General features: G+C 64.1%; 18 protein-coding genes and 1 riboswitch. Of the genes, 10 read left to right on the top strand and 8 right to left on the bottom strand.

Translation table 11 applies throughout. The annotated features are described in order from the left end of the window. Window positions 1–224: 224 nt before the first annotated feature. Window positions 225–728 (bottom strand): hypothetical protein, encoded by a 504-nt coding sequence (locus ACMFWR_RS02480; RefSeq protein WP_413193467.1) that lies wholly within the window; start codon window positions 726–728, stop codon window positions 225–227. Window positions 729–905: 177 nt separating this feature from the next. Between ACMFWR_RS02480 and ACMFWR_RS02485 the strand changes: the two genes are divergently transcribed. Then, complete coding sequence (locus ACMFWR_RS02485; RefSeq protein WP_413193468.1) at window positions 906–1,319, top strand: surface-adhesin E family protein; 414 nt, start codon at window positions 906–908, stop codon at window positions 1,317–1,319. 88 nt (window positions 1,320–1,407) lie between these two features. On the opposite strand, the gene ACMFWR_RS02490 is transcribed toward ACMFWR_RS02485, so the two are convergent. Beyond that, complete coding sequence (locus ACMFWR_RS02490) at window positions 1,408–1,725, bottom strand: DUF4148 domain-containing protein (RefSeq protein ID WP_413193469.1); 318 nt, start codon at window positions 1,723–1,725, stop codon at window positions 1,408–1,410. Between the two features lie 237 nt (window positions 1,726–1,962). Then, complete coding sequence (locus ACMFWR_RS02495) at window positions 1,963–2,286, bottom strand: YnfA family protein (protein ID WP_413193470.1); 324 nt, start codon at window positions 2,284–2,286, stop codon at window positions 1,963–1,965. A gap of 185 nt (window positions 2,287–2,471) precedes the next feature. Between ACMFWR_RS02495 and ACMFWR_RS02500 the strand changes: the two genes are divergently transcribed. From ACMFWR_RS02500 to ACMFWR_RS02515, 4 genes are all read left to right on the top strand, one after another. Next, complete coding sequence (locus tag ACMFWR_RS02500) at window positions 2,472–4,484, top strand: AI-2E family transporter (RefSeq protein WP_413193471.1); 2,013 nt, start codon at window positions 2,472–2,474, stop codon at window positions 4,482–4,484. 110 nt (window positions 4,485–4,594) lie between these two features. Further along, window positions 4,595–5,380 carry a type I methionyl aminopeptidase gene (map, locus tag ACMFWR_RS02505; RefSeq protein WP_413193472.1) on the top strand — a complete coding sequence of 262 codons (786 nt, stop codon included), beginning with the start codon at window positions 4,595–4,597 and terminating at the stop codon, window positions 5,378–5,380. 77 nt (window positions 5,381–5,457) lie between these two features. Beyond that, window positions 5,458–5,634, top strand: a riboswitch (yybP-ykoY riboswitch). Window positions 5,635–5,666: 32 nt separating this feature from the next. Beyond that, window positions 5,667–6,650 (top strand): sodium:calcium antiporter, encoded by a 984-nt coding sequence (locus ACMFWR_RS02510; protein WP_413194746.1) that lies wholly within the window; start codon window positions 5,667–5,669, stop codon window positions 6,648–6,650. Window positions 6,651–6,975: 325 nt separating this feature from the next. Further along, window positions 6,976–7,575 (top strand): DNA-3-methyladenine glycosylase I, encoded by a 600-nt coding sequence (locus ACMFWR_RS02515; protein ID WP_413194747.1) that lies wholly within the window; start codon window positions 6,976–6,978, stop codon window positions 7,573–7,575. 123 nt (window positions 7,576–7,698) lie between these two features. Here ACMFWR_RS02515 and ACMFWR_RS02520 read toward each other — a convergent pair whose 3' ends face one another. The 4 genes from ACMFWR_RS02520 to ACMFWR_RS02535 form a co-directional block, all read right to left on the bottom strand. Beyond that, window positions 7,699–7,941: a hypothetical protein gene (locus ACMFWR_RS02520; RefSeq protein WP_413193473.1), complete on the bottom strand. Its 243-nt coding sequence runs from the start codon at window positions 7,939–7,941 to the stop codon at window positions 7,699–7,701. A 92-nt stretch (window positions 7,942–8,033) separates the two neighbouring features. Beyond that, a complete protein-coding gene (locus tag ACMFWR_RS02525; RefSeq protein WP_413193474.1) occupies window positions 8,034–9,191 on the bottom strand; it encodes an alpha/beta fold hydrolase in 1,158 nt (385 codons plus the stop codon). 15 nt (window positions 9,192–9,206) lie between these two features. Continuing rightward, window positions 9,207–10,643: an FAD-binding oxidoreductase gene (locus tag ACMFWR_RS02530; RefSeq protein ID WP_413193475.1), complete on the bottom strand. Its 1,437-nt coding sequence runs from the start codon at window positions 10,641–10,643 to the stop codon at window positions 9,207–9,209. Further along, window positions 10,640–11,620 (bottom strand): isopenicillin N synthase family dioxygenase, encoded by a 981-nt coding sequence (locus tag ACMFWR_RS02535; protein WP_413193476.1) that lies wholly within the window; start codon window positions 11,618–11,620, stop codon window positions 10,640–10,642. The genes ACMFWR_RS02530 and ACMFWR_RS02535 overlap by 4 nt, the downstream gene beginning before the upstream one ends. Window positions 11,621–12,113: 493 nt before the next feature. On the opposite strand from ACMFWR_RS02535, the gene ACMFWR_RS02540 reads away from it, so the two are divergent. From ACMFWR_RS02540 to hutC, 5 genes are all read left to right on the top strand, one after another. After that, the gene (locus ACMFWR_RS02540) at window positions 12,114–12,950 is read left to right on the top strand and encodes a transporter substrate-binding domain-containing protein (protein WP_413193477.1); all 837 of its coding nucleotides are present in this window, start codon (window positions 12,114–12,116) and stop codon (window positions 12,948–12,950) included. A gap of 109 nt (window positions 12,951–13,059) precedes the next feature. Further along, window positions 13,060–13,710 (top strand): amino acid ABC transporter permease, encoded by a 651-nt coding sequence (locus ACMFWR_RS02545; RefSeq protein WP_413193478.1) that lies wholly within the window; start codon window positions 13,060–13,062, stop codon window positions 13,708–13,710. A gap of 193 nt (window positions 13,711–13,903) precedes the next feature. Beyond that, window positions 13,904–14,569, top strand: coding sequence for an amino acid ABC transporter permease (locus ACMFWR_RS02550; RefSeq protein WP_413193479.1), 666 nt, complete (start codon window positions 13,904–13,906; stop codon window positions 14,567–14,569). 149 nt (window positions 14,570–14,718) lie between these two features. Next, on the top strand, window positions 14,719–15,627 hold the full coding sequence (locus ACMFWR_RS02555; RefSeq protein ID WP_413194748.1) for an amino acid ABC transporter ATP-binding protein: 909 nt from the start codon (window positions 14,719–14,721) through the stop codon (window positions 15,625–15,627). After that, complete coding sequence (hutC, locus tag ACMFWR_RS02560; protein WP_413193480.1) at window positions 15,624–16,400, top strand: histidine utilization repressor; 777 nt, start codon at window positions 15,624–15,626, stop codon at window positions 16,398–16,400. Before ACMFWR_RS02555 ends, hutC begins: the two co-directional genes overlap by 4 nt. 37 nt (window positions 16,401–16,437) lie before the next feature. Here hutC and ACMFWR_RS02565 read toward each other — a convergent pair whose 3' ends face one another. After that, complete coding sequence (locus ACMFWR_RS02565) at window positions 16,438–16,974, bottom strand: hypothetical protein (RefSeq protein WP_413193481.1); 537 nt, start codon at window positions 16,972–16,974, stop codon at window positions 16,438–16,440. Between the last annotated feature and the right edge of the window lie 279 nt (window positions 16,975–17,253).

Below are 17,253 nucleotides of genomic sequence, written 5' to 3' on the forward strand. Positions count from 1 at the left end.
ATGCAACAAAGGCAGGGGCGCTGGCAATGCAGGGATCGTTGCCGTGCAACAGTCACGCTATTTGGGCATCAACGGGGAAGCGAACAACGGTGGCAAGTGGCATCGGGCGACGCGCCAGACTGCGGATCGGGCCGGATACAGGGCCCTGGGTCAGGGGGTGAATCTGGCCGCTGTCTGCGGGGCCGGCGGAATCGCGGCACAGCGCCGATGGGGAGGCGTCGTCGCTATTGCGCGCCACCGCCCGCGGAACCTGATGCGGCGAACGGCGGCGCCGCGCCTGGGCCGCCAGTTGCGCCCGGAGGAGGGCCGTTCGGCGCATCGGGAGGCGGATTCCCCGGCATGCCGTTCGGGCCAGGGCTCGGTCCGGCGTTCGTCCCGTTGTTCGCCCCGGCGTTCGTCCCATTGTTCGCCCCCGTGGTCGCCCCGTTCGATCCGTCGCTCGAGGCGCTGCTTGTGCCTCGCATCCCGCGACCACCGGAGCCGCGCCCGCCGCCTCGGCCATGCCGCGGGCTGTCGCCGGCGGGCGGCGCACTGGCCGCGACCGGCTTCGCTGGCGGACTGGTGATGAATTTCCAGTTGTCGTTGATGGCGCCGCTTTCGGGGCCGTCGTCGACGGCGGCACGGTGCGTGAACACGCTGCTTTCCACGGGTTGGCTTGCTTGCGCGAAACAGAGCGATGTGGCGCCGCTCATGGCAACAATCAGAATCAGGAGTGTGGGTGTTCGCATCGGCGTCGCGCGGGTCCGTAGCCAGCCTTGGGGTGTCGCAGCGATTCTAGCGGCGGGGGCCGGCGGTTTTGTCACGACGTTCTTACGCTCAGTTACGGTCCACAGACCCTTCAGCCGTCGCAGACGGACCTGTCGCGCAGACTCGGCTAGACTTGCGGTTCGCTTTAGAGGAGTGCCATGAGAAAGACGTTGTTGCCGGTGCTCTGCGCCGCCTTGTCCCTGGCGGCGGTGACCGCCTCGGTGCGTGCGCAGCCGCTCGAGGACTGGATTCCGATCGCCCAGAGCAATACCGAGACGCTGCTGATGAAACGCACGGCGGCAGAGATATACCCGGACGGGACGCGCCGTGCGTTCGTGAAAACGGCCTACAAATCACCCCAGTCCGCGGGCGGACTTGAATTTACGACGACGGTCGCGCGCATCGTGTTCGATTGCAAGCGGCACGAGGCGAAAATCATTCATACGGATTTCATCGCATCAAGCGGTGACATCGTGTACGCCGACGACGCCGCCGACGCGAGCTTCGTGGCGATCCAGCCCGAATCGGAGCCGGCGTTGGTCGAACAGGTCGTCTGCCAGCAGAAGAAATAGCGAGCTGCGGACCCGCGGAGTGGGGCGGCGCAGCCTCGAAGAGGGCGAGCAGTGTTGCCTCGCACGACTTGAGGCACGATCCGCTTGCTTATTGCGCCGACGTGTTGCGTGCCGCGGCTTGTTGCATCGCAAGGACGTGCGCGCGCAGGGGCTGGTCGTACGGCGCAGGATAGTGGAACTGTGACAGCTCCCAGCAGCCATTGGCTTTTTCCGCTTGCATTGCCGCCACGACCTGCGCGCGGGTAAGCGGGCCCGTCGAGGCGGGCTGTGTCGGCGCGCACAGGTTGCGCGTGTCGACGGGGTTGATCGTATCGGCGTGCGCGGACGCGGAGAGTGCGGCGCAGGCCAGGCCCAAGCCGATAAGGGCGGCGCCGGCCAGTGACTTCATATTCGACTTCGTATTCATTGCATCACCTTGTATCCGAATTCATACGGTCTGCGGATAGTAGGCGTGGGCATCGGCCCGGATAAATGTCGATCCCGCTAATGGTTTGTTACTTCAAACACAACACTCGAACGATTTGACACGGTGGCGTGCGCAGTGGCTTGGCTATCATGGCAGCGCATGACGAACCTGGACCGCGGGTCGGACCGGAGGGTCGCACTGCCGGCTCGCACCGCTGGCTCGTACCGCCGGTCTTGATCACGCTACGCGCGGCTGAAACGCGATGATGCACATGCCGAGCATCGCGACAGCGGCGCCGCAGAGGTCCCAGGCTGTCGGGCGCACGCGGTCGATGGTCCAGAGCCAGAGAATCGCGACGCCGATATAGACACCACCGTACGCGGCGTAAATGCGTCCCGCGGCGCTGGCGTGCAGTGTCAGCAGCCACGCGAACAGCGCAAGCGAGAGGGCACCGGGAACGAGCAGCCACGCACTGCCGTCCTCGCGAAGCCAACGGTAAGGAAAGTAGCAGCCGGCGATCTCGGCGATCGCCGTCGCAAAGTAGAGCAGGAAAGTTTTCATCGGGTTCCGGCAAAGCGTACGCTTGAGACGGGCATTCTATCGACCGCATGCGTGCAGCGCCGCGGGAATGCCCCTTGCTTGACGTTGCTCGCAGCGATGCGCCATGCGGGCGAACTGCAGCGTGCGCGGCCCGGACGCACTATTCAACCGTCGCCGGTCGCGCCGGTGTTCACAGTGAGAGTTCTATGGATGGCGTACCCAAGCCGCCCCGGCCGCCTGCACAGGTGGCCCCTGCGGAAGCACCCGGTATTCGTGTTCTCACGACGCTGATCACGGCGGTTATCGTCGTCTGCGCGCTGTATTTCGGCCGCACGGTGCTCATTCCGATCACGCTGGCGATTCTGCTGAGTTTCCTGCTCGCGCCGCTTGCCGACTGGCTGCGGTCGTTTCGCCTGGGCCGGATTCCTTCAGTGATTGCAGCCGTCGTGTTCGCGCTGCTCGTCGTGCTCGCGATGGGCGGGCTTATCGGCGTGCAGATCGCGCAACTCGCGTCGTCGCTGCCGCGGTATCAGGCCACCATCGAAGACAAGGTCAACACCGTCCAGGAAAAGACCCTCGGCAGGGCCGACGACCTGCTGACGCGCGCCGCCCATGCACTCAAGGAGTCGGGGCAACGTGTTCAGGACAATTCGACACCGAAGCCGGCCGACGCGGAAAACGACGTGCGCCCGCTGCCCGTCGAGGTTCATGAGCCGTCTGCGTCGCCGCTCCAGCTCGCGCAGCGCTTCCTGTCGCCGGTGGTCGATCCACTCGCGACGTCGGGCATCGTGCTGATTGTCGCGATCTTTATCCTGATTCAGCGCGGTGACCTACGCGACCGGATGATCCGGCTTGTCGGCTCGAGCGACCTGCACCGCACGACCACGGCGATGGACGAGGCGGCTCGCCGCCTGAGCCGGTATTTCGTCGCGCAGCTGTCGATGAACGCGGGCGTGGGCATCGTCATCGCAATCGGGCTCGTCGTGATGGGGGTGCCGGGCGCGCTGCTGTTCGGCGTTCTGGCGGCGTTGCTGCGGTTCGTCCCGTATATCGGCTCGTGGCTCGCTGCGGCCGCGGCGGCATTGCTGGCTGCGGCGGTTCAGCCCAACTGGACGCTGTTCGTCTGGACCATCGTGCTGTTCGGCTTTGTCGAGATCCTTGCCTCGCAGGTGATCGAGCCCGTGCTGTACGGGCATAGCACGGGCCTGTCGCCGTTCGCGGTGATTGTCGCGGCAATCTTCTGGAGCTGGATCTGGGGGCCGATCGGGCTGATTCTGTCGACGCCGCTGACGCTGTGCCTCGTGATCCTGGGCCGGCACGTCGACCGGCTGCAATTCCTCGAGGTGCTGTTCGGAGACAGGCCGGCGCTCACGCCCGACGAGAATTTCTATCAACGCATTCTCGCCGGCGACCCCGATGAAGCCCTGACGCAGGCCGAGGTCCTGTTGCGCGAAAACTCGTTGATGGCCTATTACGACGAAGTCGCGATCAAGGGCCTGCGCCTCGCCTACAACGATATGGCGCGTGGCGTGGTGACCGAGGCGCAGTTGCGACGCATCAAGCAGGCGACGCAGGACCTGATCGAGGGGCTCGAGGATGTCGAGGACCGGGCGCTCGAATCGATGTCACCTGAAGAAGCCGCGGAACGCGCACCCATCGGCGATCTCCTGCCCGAGCGGCTTGACGGGGCCGTGCAATCGGTGCCCGACTTCGATCCGGGCCGCGGCGGACGTCACGCGCCGGTGCTGTGCATTTCCGGCCGCGGCGAGCTCGACGAACTGATGGCCGCGATCGCGATGCAGTTGCTCGACAAGCACGGCATGAGCGCGAGTCACGTCGCGTCGGACGATTTCGCGCGCGACAATCAGGCCGTCGAAGCACTCGAGCGCTCGACGATCGTCTGCATCCTCTCGTTCGATGCCGAATACCTGCCGTTCTATTTGCGCTACCTGATCCGGCGCGTGCAGCAACGTGTGCCGGGTGCCACCATCGTGTTCGGTCTGGGCCGGGAATGGATTCATGCGGCGGCGAAGGGAAGCGGATCGATTTCGGATCTCGGCAACGCCAATCTCGTCGCGACGCTTCATGAATTGACCGAAGCGTGCGTGCTGGCTGCACACCTTCAGTTCGGCGGCCGCGTGATCCCGGCTCAGGACACCGAGGGCGAGGGCACATCGGGCGCTGACGAATCCGCTCATCGCCGCTTCGCCGCACGTTGAAGGCAGGTGCGCATGCTGTGACCTGCTTTGAGCGCGCGCGTGCAATGGCCGATAGAATGTCGCGATGCCCGCGCGGAATCGTCCGCGCGGCCCAATTCAGTCGAATGTGAATGCCCATTACCTATAAATCCGCGGAGGATCTCGCGAAGCTGCGCATTGCGGGCCGGCTCGCCGCGGACGTGCTCGAGATGATTGCCCCCCACGTGCGCGCGGGCGTGACCACCGACGAGCTCGATGCGATCTGCAACGACTTCATCGTCAATCATCAACGTGCGATTCCGGCCAATGTCGGCTATCACGGTTTTCCGAAGACCATCTGCGCGTCGGTCAATCACGTGGTCTGCCACGGGATTCCGAACGCGAAGCAGACGCTCAAGGATGGCGACATCATCAATATCGATGTCGCGGTGATCAAGGACGGCTATTTCGGCGATACGAGCCGCATGTACTTCGTGGGGCCGGCGAGCGACAAGGCGAAGCGTCTGGTCGAGACGACGTATGAGGCCATGCTTGCCGGGATTCATCAGGTGCGCCCGGGTGCCACGCTCGGCGACGTCGGGCACGCGATTCAGCGTGTCGCGCATCGCGAGGGGTATTCAATCGTGCGTGAGTATTGCGGGCACGGCATCGGCAAGATCTATCACGAAGAACCGCAGGTGCTGCACTACGGGCAACCGGGCACAGGCCTGAAGCTGAAGCCGGGTATGGTGTTCACGATCGAGCCGATGATCAATATCGGACGCGCGGCGACGCAGGTGCTCGAAGACAACTGGACGGTCGTCACGCGAGACAAGTCGTGGTCGGCCCAGTGGGAGCACATGATCGCGGTGACCGACGACGGGTACGAGGTTCTCACGCCCTGGCCGGACGGCACGGGTACGTATCCTGCACCCTGAACGGCATCTCGAGCGGCACCCGCGACTTCATGCTGCCGGCTGAAAACTTGTCGAAAGGCGCCCCGCTCGATACAATGCCCCCCGTCATTGGGGAGTAGTCTTCTTCCGCTTCGGGAAGAGAGCGCGTCAACATCATCGGCGATAGCCGTGGCGCGTTCGACCTTGCAAGGTTTGGCGAGACCATTGACGCGCCACTTCGTCCTGGCCGGACGAGAAGGGTGCGTCATGGATCGATCGTCCGGCCCCTGGAGCTTGCGTGATCTCTCTTGTTCTCGAGTTGCTGCTGATGCTGGTGATTATCCTCATCGCAGCCGAACTCTTTACCAATGCGCTCGAACATCTGGGCGAGCGCCTCAAGATCTCCGAAGGCGTCACGGGTTCCTTGTTCGCGGCGGTTGGTACGGCTTTGCCCGAAACCACGGTGCCGTTGCTCGCCATTTTGTCCGGCGACCATGCGACGGGAACGGTCAACGAGGAGATCGGGGTCGGCGCCATTCTCGGTGCGCCGCTGATGCTTGCCACGCTGTCGACATTTCTGATGACGCTTGCGGTGTTCCGCGAGCGCAAGGTGTCGGGCCGCATCCGCCCTGAACGCTCGGGCTTCGAGCGTGACCTCAACTTCTTTATCTGTGCGTTCGTACTCGCGGCCGCGGCGATGTTCGTGCCGCACCACAACACGCTGGTGCGTGCGCTGATCTCGCTGGCCCTGGTCGGCGTGTATGTGGCCTACGTCGCGTCGACGCTGCGCGCCTCGGAATCCCTCGTCGATGCGGGCCACGGCACCGAAGCCGAGGGACATATGTTTCTCGCGCGATTCGGGCTGCCGACCAACCTTGCCACCATCGTGCTGCAGCTTGCACTCGCCGTTGTGTTGCTGGTCGGCGGCGCGAAGGGCTTTATTCACGGTGTCGAAGGCGTCTCGAAAGCGCTCGGCGTCTCGGCGTTGCTGCTGTCGTTGTTGATCATTCCGATCGCGACCGAGCTGCCGGAGAAGGTCAATAGCATTCTCTGGATCCGCCGCGGCAAGGACACGCTCGCGTTCGGCAATATCACGGGTGCCATGGTGTTCCAGGGCACGCTGCTGCCGGCAATCGGCATCATGCTGACGCCGTGGGCGCCGCGCATCGAAGTGCTCACGGGGGTGACGATCACGCTTATCGCCGCGATCTGGATGCGGCTCAATTCGCACAAGGACGGCGTGCGTGTCTGGGCATTGCTTATCAACGGCGGGCTTTACGCGGCGTATTTGCTGATCACGCTGTCGCGGTAGGCCAAACCGGCAAAGACGTTGTCGCGCGCATGCGCTTACACTCTCACCGACTCGCGAACGGCGAACGGAGACACCCATGTCGGCTGACGAAAAAGCAACGCGCAAGACTTCAAAGAAACCAACGAGCTCCGCTTCCGATAAAGGGACGTTGAAAGCGGGTTCCGCGACGGAGCTCAAGGCCAGTACGAAATCGGGTACGAAAGCGGGCTCGAAGGCGGATCCGGATCAAGCTTCAAAAGCGGTTTCAAAAACGAGCCCGAAAACGGCTTCAAAGGCCGTTTCGAAGGCCGCCCCGATGGTCGCCGACCATTCGGAAAGCGCCGAGATGGTCGCGCGTTGCCACTGGTGCGAAGGCATCCCCGAGTACCAGCGCTATCACGATCACGAATGGGGTTTTCCGGTCGACGACGACCGGCGCCTGTTCGAAAAGATCTGTCTCGAGGGTTTCCAGTCGGGTTTGAGCTGGATCACGATCCTTCGCAAACGCGAGGCGTTCCGCAAGGCCTTTGCGAATTTCGACGCACGCAAGGTCGCGCGCTTTGATGAGCGCGATATCGAGCGCTTGCTCGGCGATGAGGGCATCGTGCGGCACCGGGGCAAGATCGAGGCTGCGATCAACAACGCGCAGCGTCTGCTCGAACTGCTTGAAACGGAGCACTCACTCGCCGCATTTCTCTGGCGCTTCGAGCCCGATCCGAAGACGCGGCCGAAGAAGCTGACCCGTGAGGTGTTGAGCACGATGGCCATCACGCCGGAATCGACGGCGCTCAGCAAAGAGCTCAAGAAACGCGGATGGAAATTCGTGGGGCCGACGACGATGTATGCGCTGATGCAGGCGATGGGGCTGGTCAACGACCATCAGGATGGATGCGCTGCACGGGCGCTCGCGCTCAAGGCGCGTGAGTCTTTCAAAGTGCCGGTCTGAACGACGTCGTCTGAAAGATGCCAGTCTGCAAGACGCCGGACTGCAAGGCGCCGAACCGAAAGACGTCGTCGCCATGATGCACCCACGCCAGATCATTGAGTGATCGGGCGTGGGCTGGCGAATCTAGCGTTCGCCGTCGAGCAGATCGTTGAGCAGACCGTCGAACGCCATTTGCGCGTCCTCGAGTTCCTGTAGAGCGACATCGAGCACCTGAAGCGCGAGCTTCGACGGCTGACCGCTGCCTTCGGGCGGAAACTGCGATTGCAGCGAGGTAAAGGCCGTCTGGACCTTGTGTGTGGCGGCGACCACGCGTTCCATCGCCTGAGCCTCTTCGGCGCGCTTCTGGGCTTCTGTCGGTTCGTTCATAACGCTCTCATCGTTCGCTTCTTTTCGGCATCGTTGTCAGGGATGACATCAGGCATCGCATCGCGCGACGGCTCGACCCTGAGGTCCGACCATTATCCTCGTGTCGCGGCGGAGCGGGTATCCGCATAGAGCCGCTGCGCGTCACGCTTGAGCGCAGCCGCAATGCCGGGTTCAAAGGTGTAGTGGCCCGATGCCTTGACCAGCGACAGACTCGCGCCGGGCCATGCGTCGGCGAGTGCTTGCGCCTGATCGGCCGGGCACACCATATCGAAGCGGCCGTGCACGATATAGCAGGGCAGGTGTGCGATCCGGTAGACCTGCAGCAGCAGATCCGGCGGCGGGAGTTCTTTCGCCATGTAGTGGCGTTCAAGCAGCGCCATCGATATTGCCGATGAAGGCACGCGCGCCGCGCCGGGCGTGTTTGCAGCGGTGTTCTGCGCATGGCTGCCTGCCGCGCCCGAACCGGCCGCGGCACCCGCGCCGTTTGCTCCCGCAGCGGAGCTAGTCGCACTCGTAGCACTCGTGTTCCGCACGCCGCCTGTTCCATCCGCATCCGAAGCGCCGGTGTCGCCCGACTTGGCTGGCGCATCGTCCGGCATGGGGCCGACGGACGACAGGCCATATTCGAACCCCGACCACTGCTGAGCGAGACGTAGCCCCGCCGTATCGAACCGCGACAACGGCGCCTCGGCGAACTCGAGCACCTCGGCGACGTTTTTCGGTCGCCGCCCGCTCGCCTGTTCGATCGCGTCGAGGAACCGGGCATGCGCGTCGGGAAATACGCGCCGCACATCCCAGAGAAACCAGTCGATGTCCTGCCGGCGCGCGAGGAAGATGCCGCGCAGCAAAAAGCCCGTGCACCGCTCGGGATGCTGAATGCCGTAGGCGAGTGCGAGCGTGGTGCCCCACGACCCGCCAAACACGGCCCATTGCTCGATGCCAAGCAGTGTGCGAAGTGCCTCGATATCGGAGACGAGTTGCTTCAGGCCGTTTTCACGCAATTCGCCAAACGGTGTCGACCGACCGCATCCGCGCTGGTCGAACATGACGATGCGCCACTGCGCGGGGTCGAAGAAGTCCGCCCATCGCGGATTGGTCGCCCCTCCGGGACCGCCGTGCAGGATCACGACCGCAGGTCCGTTCGGGTTGCCGTGACTGCGCCAGTAAAGCGAGTGGCCATCGCCCACATCGAGCATGCCGTCGCGAAAGCCGGGGGCTGCGGCGTCACCGTCCTTTTTCAGATCTTCCATGAGATGTCTTGCGCGTTACATATCCGGCAAGAGCTTACCCGGGTTCAGGATGCCGTGGGGATCCAGCGCGCGTTTGATGGCGCGCATGGCCTGGAGCTCCGCCTGGGTCCGCGACACCGGCAGGAACGCGCGCTTGAGCACGCCGATGCCGTGCTCGGCGGACACCGACCCGCCATACGGGGCCAGCAGCGCATAGAGTTCGCGGTCGATCGCCTCGTGCGAGACGCCCGGGACGGAGCGGCCGTCGACCGTCACGTGCAGGTTCGAATCGCCGATATGACCGAAGTAATAGGAGACCTGTCCTGGCCAGCACTGCTTGAAACGCGCACGGCAGGCATCGGCGAAACGCCCGATCTCGCCGATCGGCAGACTCACGTCGAAATTGACAGGTTCGAGCCGAAGCGGAAATTCGGCGGTGGCCTCGCGTATCGTCCAGAGAGCGCGTGCATCGGAGAGCGACTGAGCGATCACCGCGTCGCGCAGCGCACCGGCTTCGAGCGCATCGGTCAGCACGCGAGAGAAGGCCTGCCCATCGTCGTCAGGATCGAGGCCGGCATGTTCGATCAACGCGTACATCGGATGCGGCGCGTCGAACGGGGAGCGGGCATGCGACGTCAACGACACGCCAAAGTCGAAAAAGTCCGGCCACATGATCTCGAACGCGCCGACATCATTGCCGAAGCGCGCGCGCAGCGTATTGAGCAGCGCGACCGCGGCGTCGTAGTGATCGAGCGCGACGAGCGCGGTATGGCGTGATCTCCGGGGCGGGGACAGCCTGAGCACGGCGCGCGTGATCACCCCGAGCGTGCCTTCGGAGCCGATAAAGAGGTGCTTCAGGTCATAGCCGGTGTTGTTCTTGACCATCTTGTTGAGCGAACTGAGCACCGTGCCGTCGGCGAGCACGACTTCGAGGCCAAGCGTCTGGTCGCGCGCGGTGCCCGACTGGATCACGCGGTTGCCGCCGGCGTTGGTCGCGAGGTTGCCGCCGATCTGGCAGGAGCCGCGGGCGCCAAGGTCGAGTGCGAGTTCGAATCCCGCGTCGGCTGCTGCCTGTTGGGCCACTTCGAGCGGCGTGCCAGCGAGCACGGTCATCGTCGCGGCGGCCGTGTCGATCTCTTCGACACCGGACATCCGTTCAAGCGAGAGCGCCACGTCGATGTCACGCGCGATCGCGCCACCGGCCAGGCCGGTCATGCCGCCTTGCGGGACGACTGGCTGGCGAGCGGCATCGCAGATGGCCAGTGCCCGGGAAACCTGCTCCGTCGATGCCGGCAGGATGAGCGCGGCCGGGCGCGTGGGGGTCATGCGAGTCCAGTCCGTCAACGCGCGCTCGCCGATGGCTTCACCCGTGCGCACGGCCTCCGCGCCGAGCGCATCGCGCAGCGCGGCGATCACGGTGTCGATCTCGCCCTTCGCCGCCGTTGCGGTCTGATCTGTCGTCGCGCCGCTCATGCGCGGCGCTTCCGGTAAGCCATGGAATCGTTGATCCGGCCGAGGATATAGTCGCCCGCGGCGACGGGCTCGTAGCGCAGCGTGCCATGGTCGGCGCCGAGCTCGCGCGGATCGACGCGCGCGTCGTAAGTCGGGTCATAGAACGTCGCGATCGAGTACCGCTCGCGGCCGGACGTATTGATCACGCGATGCAGCGTCGAGCGGAACCGGTCGTTGCTCCATCGCGCAAGCAGGTCGCCGACATTGACGACGAACGTGCCGGGAATCGGCGGTGCGTCGATCCACGTATCGTTGGCGATTTCACGGACCTGCAGGCCACCGACGTTGTCCTGCCAGAGCAAGGTGATGCAGCCGTAGTCGGTGTGGGGCGCGACGCCGAACTGGTCCTCGTCCGACATCGGCGGTTGCGGTGGGTAGTACACCATCTGCGTGCGCTGCATGCGCTTGGTATAGCGGGAGGCGAAGAAGGCCGGGTCGAGGCCGAGTCCGCATGCAACAGCGCGTAGCAGATCTGCACCGCAGGCGCCGATCGCGTCGTAGTACCCATAGAGCGCGGGTTGCAGTTCGGGCATGAAGTCGGGCCAGTTGTTCGGGCCGCGCAATGCCTGGCCGGCCAGCACGTCGGGGTCGTCTTCAGGCAGTTCGAGACCGATGCTGAAGAACTCCTTGTAGTCGGGTCGCTTGGCCTGGTACATCGTCGCATCGCCAAGTGCGTTGAAGCCGCGGTGCCGCATGTTGACCGCGGCGCGGCGCTTTGTGTCGACCGGGAAAGCGAAGAACGAGCGTGCGGCCTGCTCGGCCCGGTCGATGACGGCCTGCGGCACGCCGTGGTTCGCCAGATAGAAGAAACCGATCTGCGTGCACGCGTCGTGGATCTCGCGGCCCACTCGCGCGAGCGTGACCGGGTCGGGCGCGTGCGTATCGGTGCTGCGCATGCCGGAGAAATCGATAATCGGAATACGACTGGACGACGACATGAGCGCTCCTCGGCGATATGGATTCCCGACGAAAGGATTCCCGACGAAAGGCGGGTGGCCTTCGACACGCTTTCAGGCGTCCAGGCAACGCGCACCTACCGCTGTATATACCGCGAAAACTGCGCACGCAACTGGCTGATTCCCGGGGCGATGCGACACGAAACTCGGCGCACCATACGCCCACGACAGGCGTTGGGTCTGCAGAACAGCGCCTGCAAGCCCGAAGCTCGAGACACGTTCGTTGTCGGTTCGTTGCGCAGGCATCGCATGTTCGATCAGCGTGCGAACCGTTATTTTTTTCGGCCGAATATCGCGGTATATACTGCCCCGCATCGTATCCCCGTCGCTTATCCGCGCTACGTGACACGCTCACGCGGCGCCAATCGTGAATCGAGTTGTGAATCGAATTGCAGATCGAAACGCAACCCGAATCGCAGCGACGCTTGTCGGGGCCCGCACGCTGTCTTACCCCTGGTTTACTCGGAGATCTTTTATGAAGATTCTGGCAGGCTGGAAGCGCAGTTTCATGACGCTGGCCTTGTGCGCGGCGAGTGCGGTGAGTCTCGGCGCGCATGCCGAAGACCAGCTCGCGAAGGTCAAGCAGGCGGGCGAGCTCGTGGTCGGCACGGAGATGCAGTTCGCGCCGTTCGACTTCCTCGAGAACGGCCAACAGGCCGGCTTCAACAAAGACCTGTTTGCCGAGGTCGGCAAGGAACTCGGCGTCAAGGTGCGCTTTATCGATCTGCCCTGGCCCAGCGTGTTGCCGGGTCTCGAAGCGGGCAAGTTCGACATGGTCGGCGGCCCGCTGACGATGACCAAGGCGCGCGCGGAACGCTATGCCTTCTCGCTACCGATCGCCGATGCGACCGATGCGCTGCTCAAGCGGTCGAACGACACGAGCATCAAGATGTCGGGCGATATCTCCGGCAAGGTCGTCGGCGCCGGCAAGAGCTCCGCGCAGCTCGAGCAGCTCAAGACGTATATCGCCACCTTGCCCAAGCCGCCGGAAGTGCGCGAATACGTCGACAACAATCAGGCCTACGCCGACCTGGCCGCCGGTCGTATTTCGGCCGTCGCGAATTCGCTGACCAATATCGCGTATGTCGCGAAGCAACGGCCCGACACGTTCGCGGTTGTGCAGCCTGCGTTCGGCGCGAAGGTGTATTTCGCTTACTGCATGCGCAAGGACGCGGACAGCAAGCCCTTGCTCGATGCGTTCAACGCGGCGCTCGTCAAGCTCAACAAGGATGGCCGTCTCGCGGCGCTCCAGAAGAAGTGGTTTGGCACGGCGATGGATGTGCCGACAACGGAGCCCGTGCTCAACTACTGACGTGCGTGCTGATGTGCGTACGGACGTGCGTACTGATGTGCAACAAGCTGCGTCGCGCGTGAATCGCGTATTTCGTGTGTGACGCAGTGCATTCTCTGGCGCGAGCATCATGTTCAACCTGAGCGTATTTCTTCAAGGCTTCCCGCTGCTGTTCAAGGCCGCGCTCGCCACGATCGGCATTTCGCTGGCGGGCCTCTTTATCGGGTTCTTTGTCGCGGTCGCCGTCTGCGCGGCGCGGCTTTCGCACGATGCCTTCGCGCGGGCGCTCGGCGGCGCCTACGTCTTTTTCTTTCGTGGCGTTCCGCTGCTCGTCCAGCTTCTGCTCGTCTACTACCTGCTGCCGTTTGTCGGAATCAACGTACCGCCGCTCGTCGCAGCGATCAGCACCTGCGCGCTGTGTTCGGCGGCGTATGTCGCCGAAATCCTGCGGGGAGGCTTCCTCGGGATTCCGCATGGACAGGTTGAGGCAGCGCGCCTGCTCGGGCTGTCGCGCTTCAACATGCTGTGGCGCATTCAGGTCCCGCAGGCATTCCGCTTGACCCTGCCTGCACTGGGCAACGAAATGGTGTTGTTGCTCAAGGCGTCGTCGCTCGTGTCGGTCGTCGGGGTCGCGGAGCTGACGCGCACGTCGCAGAACATTGCGGCGAGCACGTATCGGCCGCTCGAGGCGTACCTCGCGGCTGCATTGATCTACTTCGTGATCAACGGCGCGCTGTCGCTCGCCGCGCACTATGCCGAGCATCGGCTGCGTGTCGCATGAGGTGGGACACATGAGGCGCTGCACAGTAGGGCGGGGCACATGAGGGCGGGGCACATGAGGGTGGGCCACATGAGGGTGGGCCACATGAGGGTGGGCCACATGAGCACGGGGCAGCAGAGGCGGGCGGAGGCGACGCCCGGATTCAGCACCGCACGCCTCCGCGCGGCATCGCGCACGGAGTGAAGGAACGGATATGGCGAGTTTCGATCCGGGTGTGATCACCCACAATCTGCCGGAGATCGGGCACGGGCTGCTGTTGACGCTCGGCACGTGGGCGGCCGGTGTATCGATCGGCTTGCTGCTCGGCTTTGTTATCGCGGTGATTCAGTTGTTCGCCGGCAAGGGCGTGCGCGGCGTGCTGCGTGCGTATATCGAGCTGTTTCGCGGCACACCGTTTCTGATCCAGCTCTTCCTGCTGTATTACGGCGGCCCGAATTTCGGGCTTACGCTCGAGCCGATGACCGCGGGCGTGCTCGGTCTGGGCCTGTATGGCAGCGCGTATTTCGCCGAAGTGTTTCGCGCAGGATTCCAGTCGGTGCCGAAGGGGCACCTCGAGGCCGCCGAGTGCCTGGGTCTGTCGCGCTGGCAGGCCGTGACGCGGATCCAGCTGCCACAAATGCTCGTGATCATCGTGCCGGCCCTGACCAACCTGATCATCGTGCTCAGCAAGGAGACAGCGGTGCTGTCGATTGTCACCGTGCCGGAGCTGACCTTCGTGCTGACCGGCATCGGCACCGAGTCATTCGCATTCGTCGAGACCTTGCTCGTGCTGTGCGTCTGCTATCTCGCGCTCGTCGAGCTGACGTCGCGAACGGGAACATGGGCCGAGCGCAGGCTTGCGCGTTTTGCGTTGCGATAAATCGCCGCCGAGGACACAGGATGAACGCCATACAACGAGGGATGCGGGCGGATGAACCCGCGGCGGAGCGCGACGGGCCCACTGCGCCTTCGCCGGCGCCATGGGTTGCGAGTCATGCGTCGAGCGTTCCTGGATCGGCCGGAACAACGATGACGGGGCGCGTCGAGCCACTGATCCAGGTCAGCGCGTTGCGCAAGCATTATGGCGACGTCGAGGTCCTGCGCGGCATCGATCTCGACATCGCGAAATCGGAAGTCGTCTGCATTATTGGCCCATCGGGCTCAGGCAAGAGCACGCTGTTGCGTTGTCTTGCCTTTCTCGAGGAGTACGACGCGGGCGATGTGCTGATCGAGGGCGCGTTGCTCGGCTACACGACGCGCAACGGCAAGCGTGTGAAAGCGTCGCACACACAGATCAATCATGTTCGGCGCAACGTCGGCATGGTGTTCCAGCAATTCAATCTCTGGCCGCATATGACGGCGGCGGGCAACGTGATGGAAGCGCTGCAGCGCGTGCGAGGCATGGGTCGCGACGAAGCTCGCCGGGTCGCGCTCGCAATGCTCGATCGCGTGGGCCTCGCGGCGCGGGCGGATGCGCATCCCGCGAAACTCTCGGGTGGACAGCAACAACGCGTCGCGATCGCGCGTGCGCTCGCAATGGAGCCGCACATCATGTTGTTCGACGAACCGACGTCGGCGCTCGATCCCGAGCTCGTCGGCGAAGTGCTCCAGGTCATGAAGCAACTCGCACGCGACGGCATGACGATGGCGGTCGTCACGCACGAGATGGGCTTTGCGGCACAGGTCGCGGACAAGGTGGTCTTTATCGACGAGGGGCGCATCGCAGTGCAGGGTTCTCCGCAGCACGTCTTTCACGACGCGCAGCATCCGCGCTTGCGACAGTTCCTGCAGAACTACTTCGACCGCAATGCGTTCTGGACGCGGTCGGCCGACGGTGCGCCGGGCAATGCGGCTGTTGTCGAACACCGCACGCCGCCGGCAGCCGAAAGCGCAGATTCGACGATGGTCGGCAACGCGGGCGCCGGCCCACGCTCATGAGAAGCGCGGCATTGCGCACGAATCACTCGGCGCCGGCCTCGCGGCATGCGGAGCCTTTGGCTCGATATGCGCGCGTGAAGGAATACATCCGCTCGACGATCCAGTCGGGAACGTGGCGCGCGGGCGATCGGATCCCGTCGGAACTGAGTCTTGTCGACACGCTCGGTGTGTCGCGCATGACGATCAATCGTGCGTTGCGCGAGTTGGCCGACGAAGGCTTGCTGACCCGCTTGTCGGGCGTGGGCACATTCGTCGCGCAGGCCAAGCCCCAGTCCACGCTGCTGATGATTGCCGATATCGGCGACGAGGTTCGTTCGCGCGGACACGAATACAGCTGCACTCACGTGATGCTGGCGCGAGAGGCTGCGCCTGCGCACGTATCGACGGCGCTCGGGCTGGAGCCCGGCGCGTCGGTCTATCGCATCATCTGTGTCCATCGCGAGAACGGTTTGCCGGTCCAGCTCGAGGATCGCTATGTGAACCCTGCCGTGGTGCCGGAATTCATCGATCAGGACTTCACGCGGACTCGCCCGTCGGAGTATCTGATGAGCATCGTGCCCGCCCACGAGATCGAACATATCGTCGATGCCGGATTGCCGACGCGAACCGAAGCGCAATGGCTTGAAATCGGCCCCGAGGCACCTTGCCTGACGCTGGTCCGACGCACGTGGAGCAGCGGTGTGGCCGTCACGTTTGCGCGCTTCGTGCACCCGGGCTCGCGGTACAGGCTCGGGTGCCGGTTCAGCCCGGACACGCCGCGCAGCCAGAGCTGAAGGCGTGACAACGAGTGACATCCGCGATGTGCGGCGACTAGGGGCGTGGAACCCGCGTGCAGACCGGGCCGATGATCGCTTCTGAGAGTTTTGAAATCAGCGTGTGGAATGCGAAGTCGACATCGTCGTGCGCGAGGTTGAGCTCGACGACGATTTTGCGTGGGGTCACCTGAATGTCGGCGACATAGGCGCCCAGGCCGCTCTGCATCAGGGTATGGAGTTTGGTGTCGGCCGCTTCGCGAGGTGCAAGGGGCAGGGTGACGTCGAGCCGCACGCGAGGCGCGGTGATGACTTTAACGGCGTGAAGCCGGGCAGCGGGTCGAACGGCGGGCTGAACGGGGGAAGTCAGCGGCGGAGTGTCACGAACCGTGCTCTCTCGCACTTGCTGCCGCAACCCGGGCTGCGCCGCAGCGCCGGCCGCGATCGCGGCGGTGACTGCGCGACTGATCGTTGTCGAAGGACTCATGTTCGAATTGGCCGCCGGACTGTTCAAGTAGCCGTGCGACTCAAGCAAAGCGGGACGTGCGGCCGTGAAGACCGATGTCACCGTACTCGCGAGCATTTTGCTCATCATCGTTGCTCTTTTCCTGAAAACCCACGTCATCGGGCGGCCTGATCGCAATCGATCGGGCGGCCTCATGGGAAGCGCAGCCTCAAGCCTAACGCCGTTCGGGGCTTCGATGCCAGTGACGACGCACTCGAATGCGCCGGGCATACGTTACCGCGTTGCGTACAGGCTTGCTTCATGGCGAGTGGGTGTCGTGCAAGCGACGCGGACTCACCGTGACAGTCACGCTCGTCGTGCGCGTAACGTGGCGCGCACGGACCTTCCAAAGGTAGGCCAGGGCGGATA

The sequence above is a fragment of the Pararobbsia alpina genome, from assembly GCF_965118125.1.
GTDB classification, from domain to species: domain Bacteria; phylum Pseudomonadota; class Gammaproteobacteria; order Burkholderiales; family Burkholderiaceae; genus Pararobbsia; species Pararobbsia alpina_A.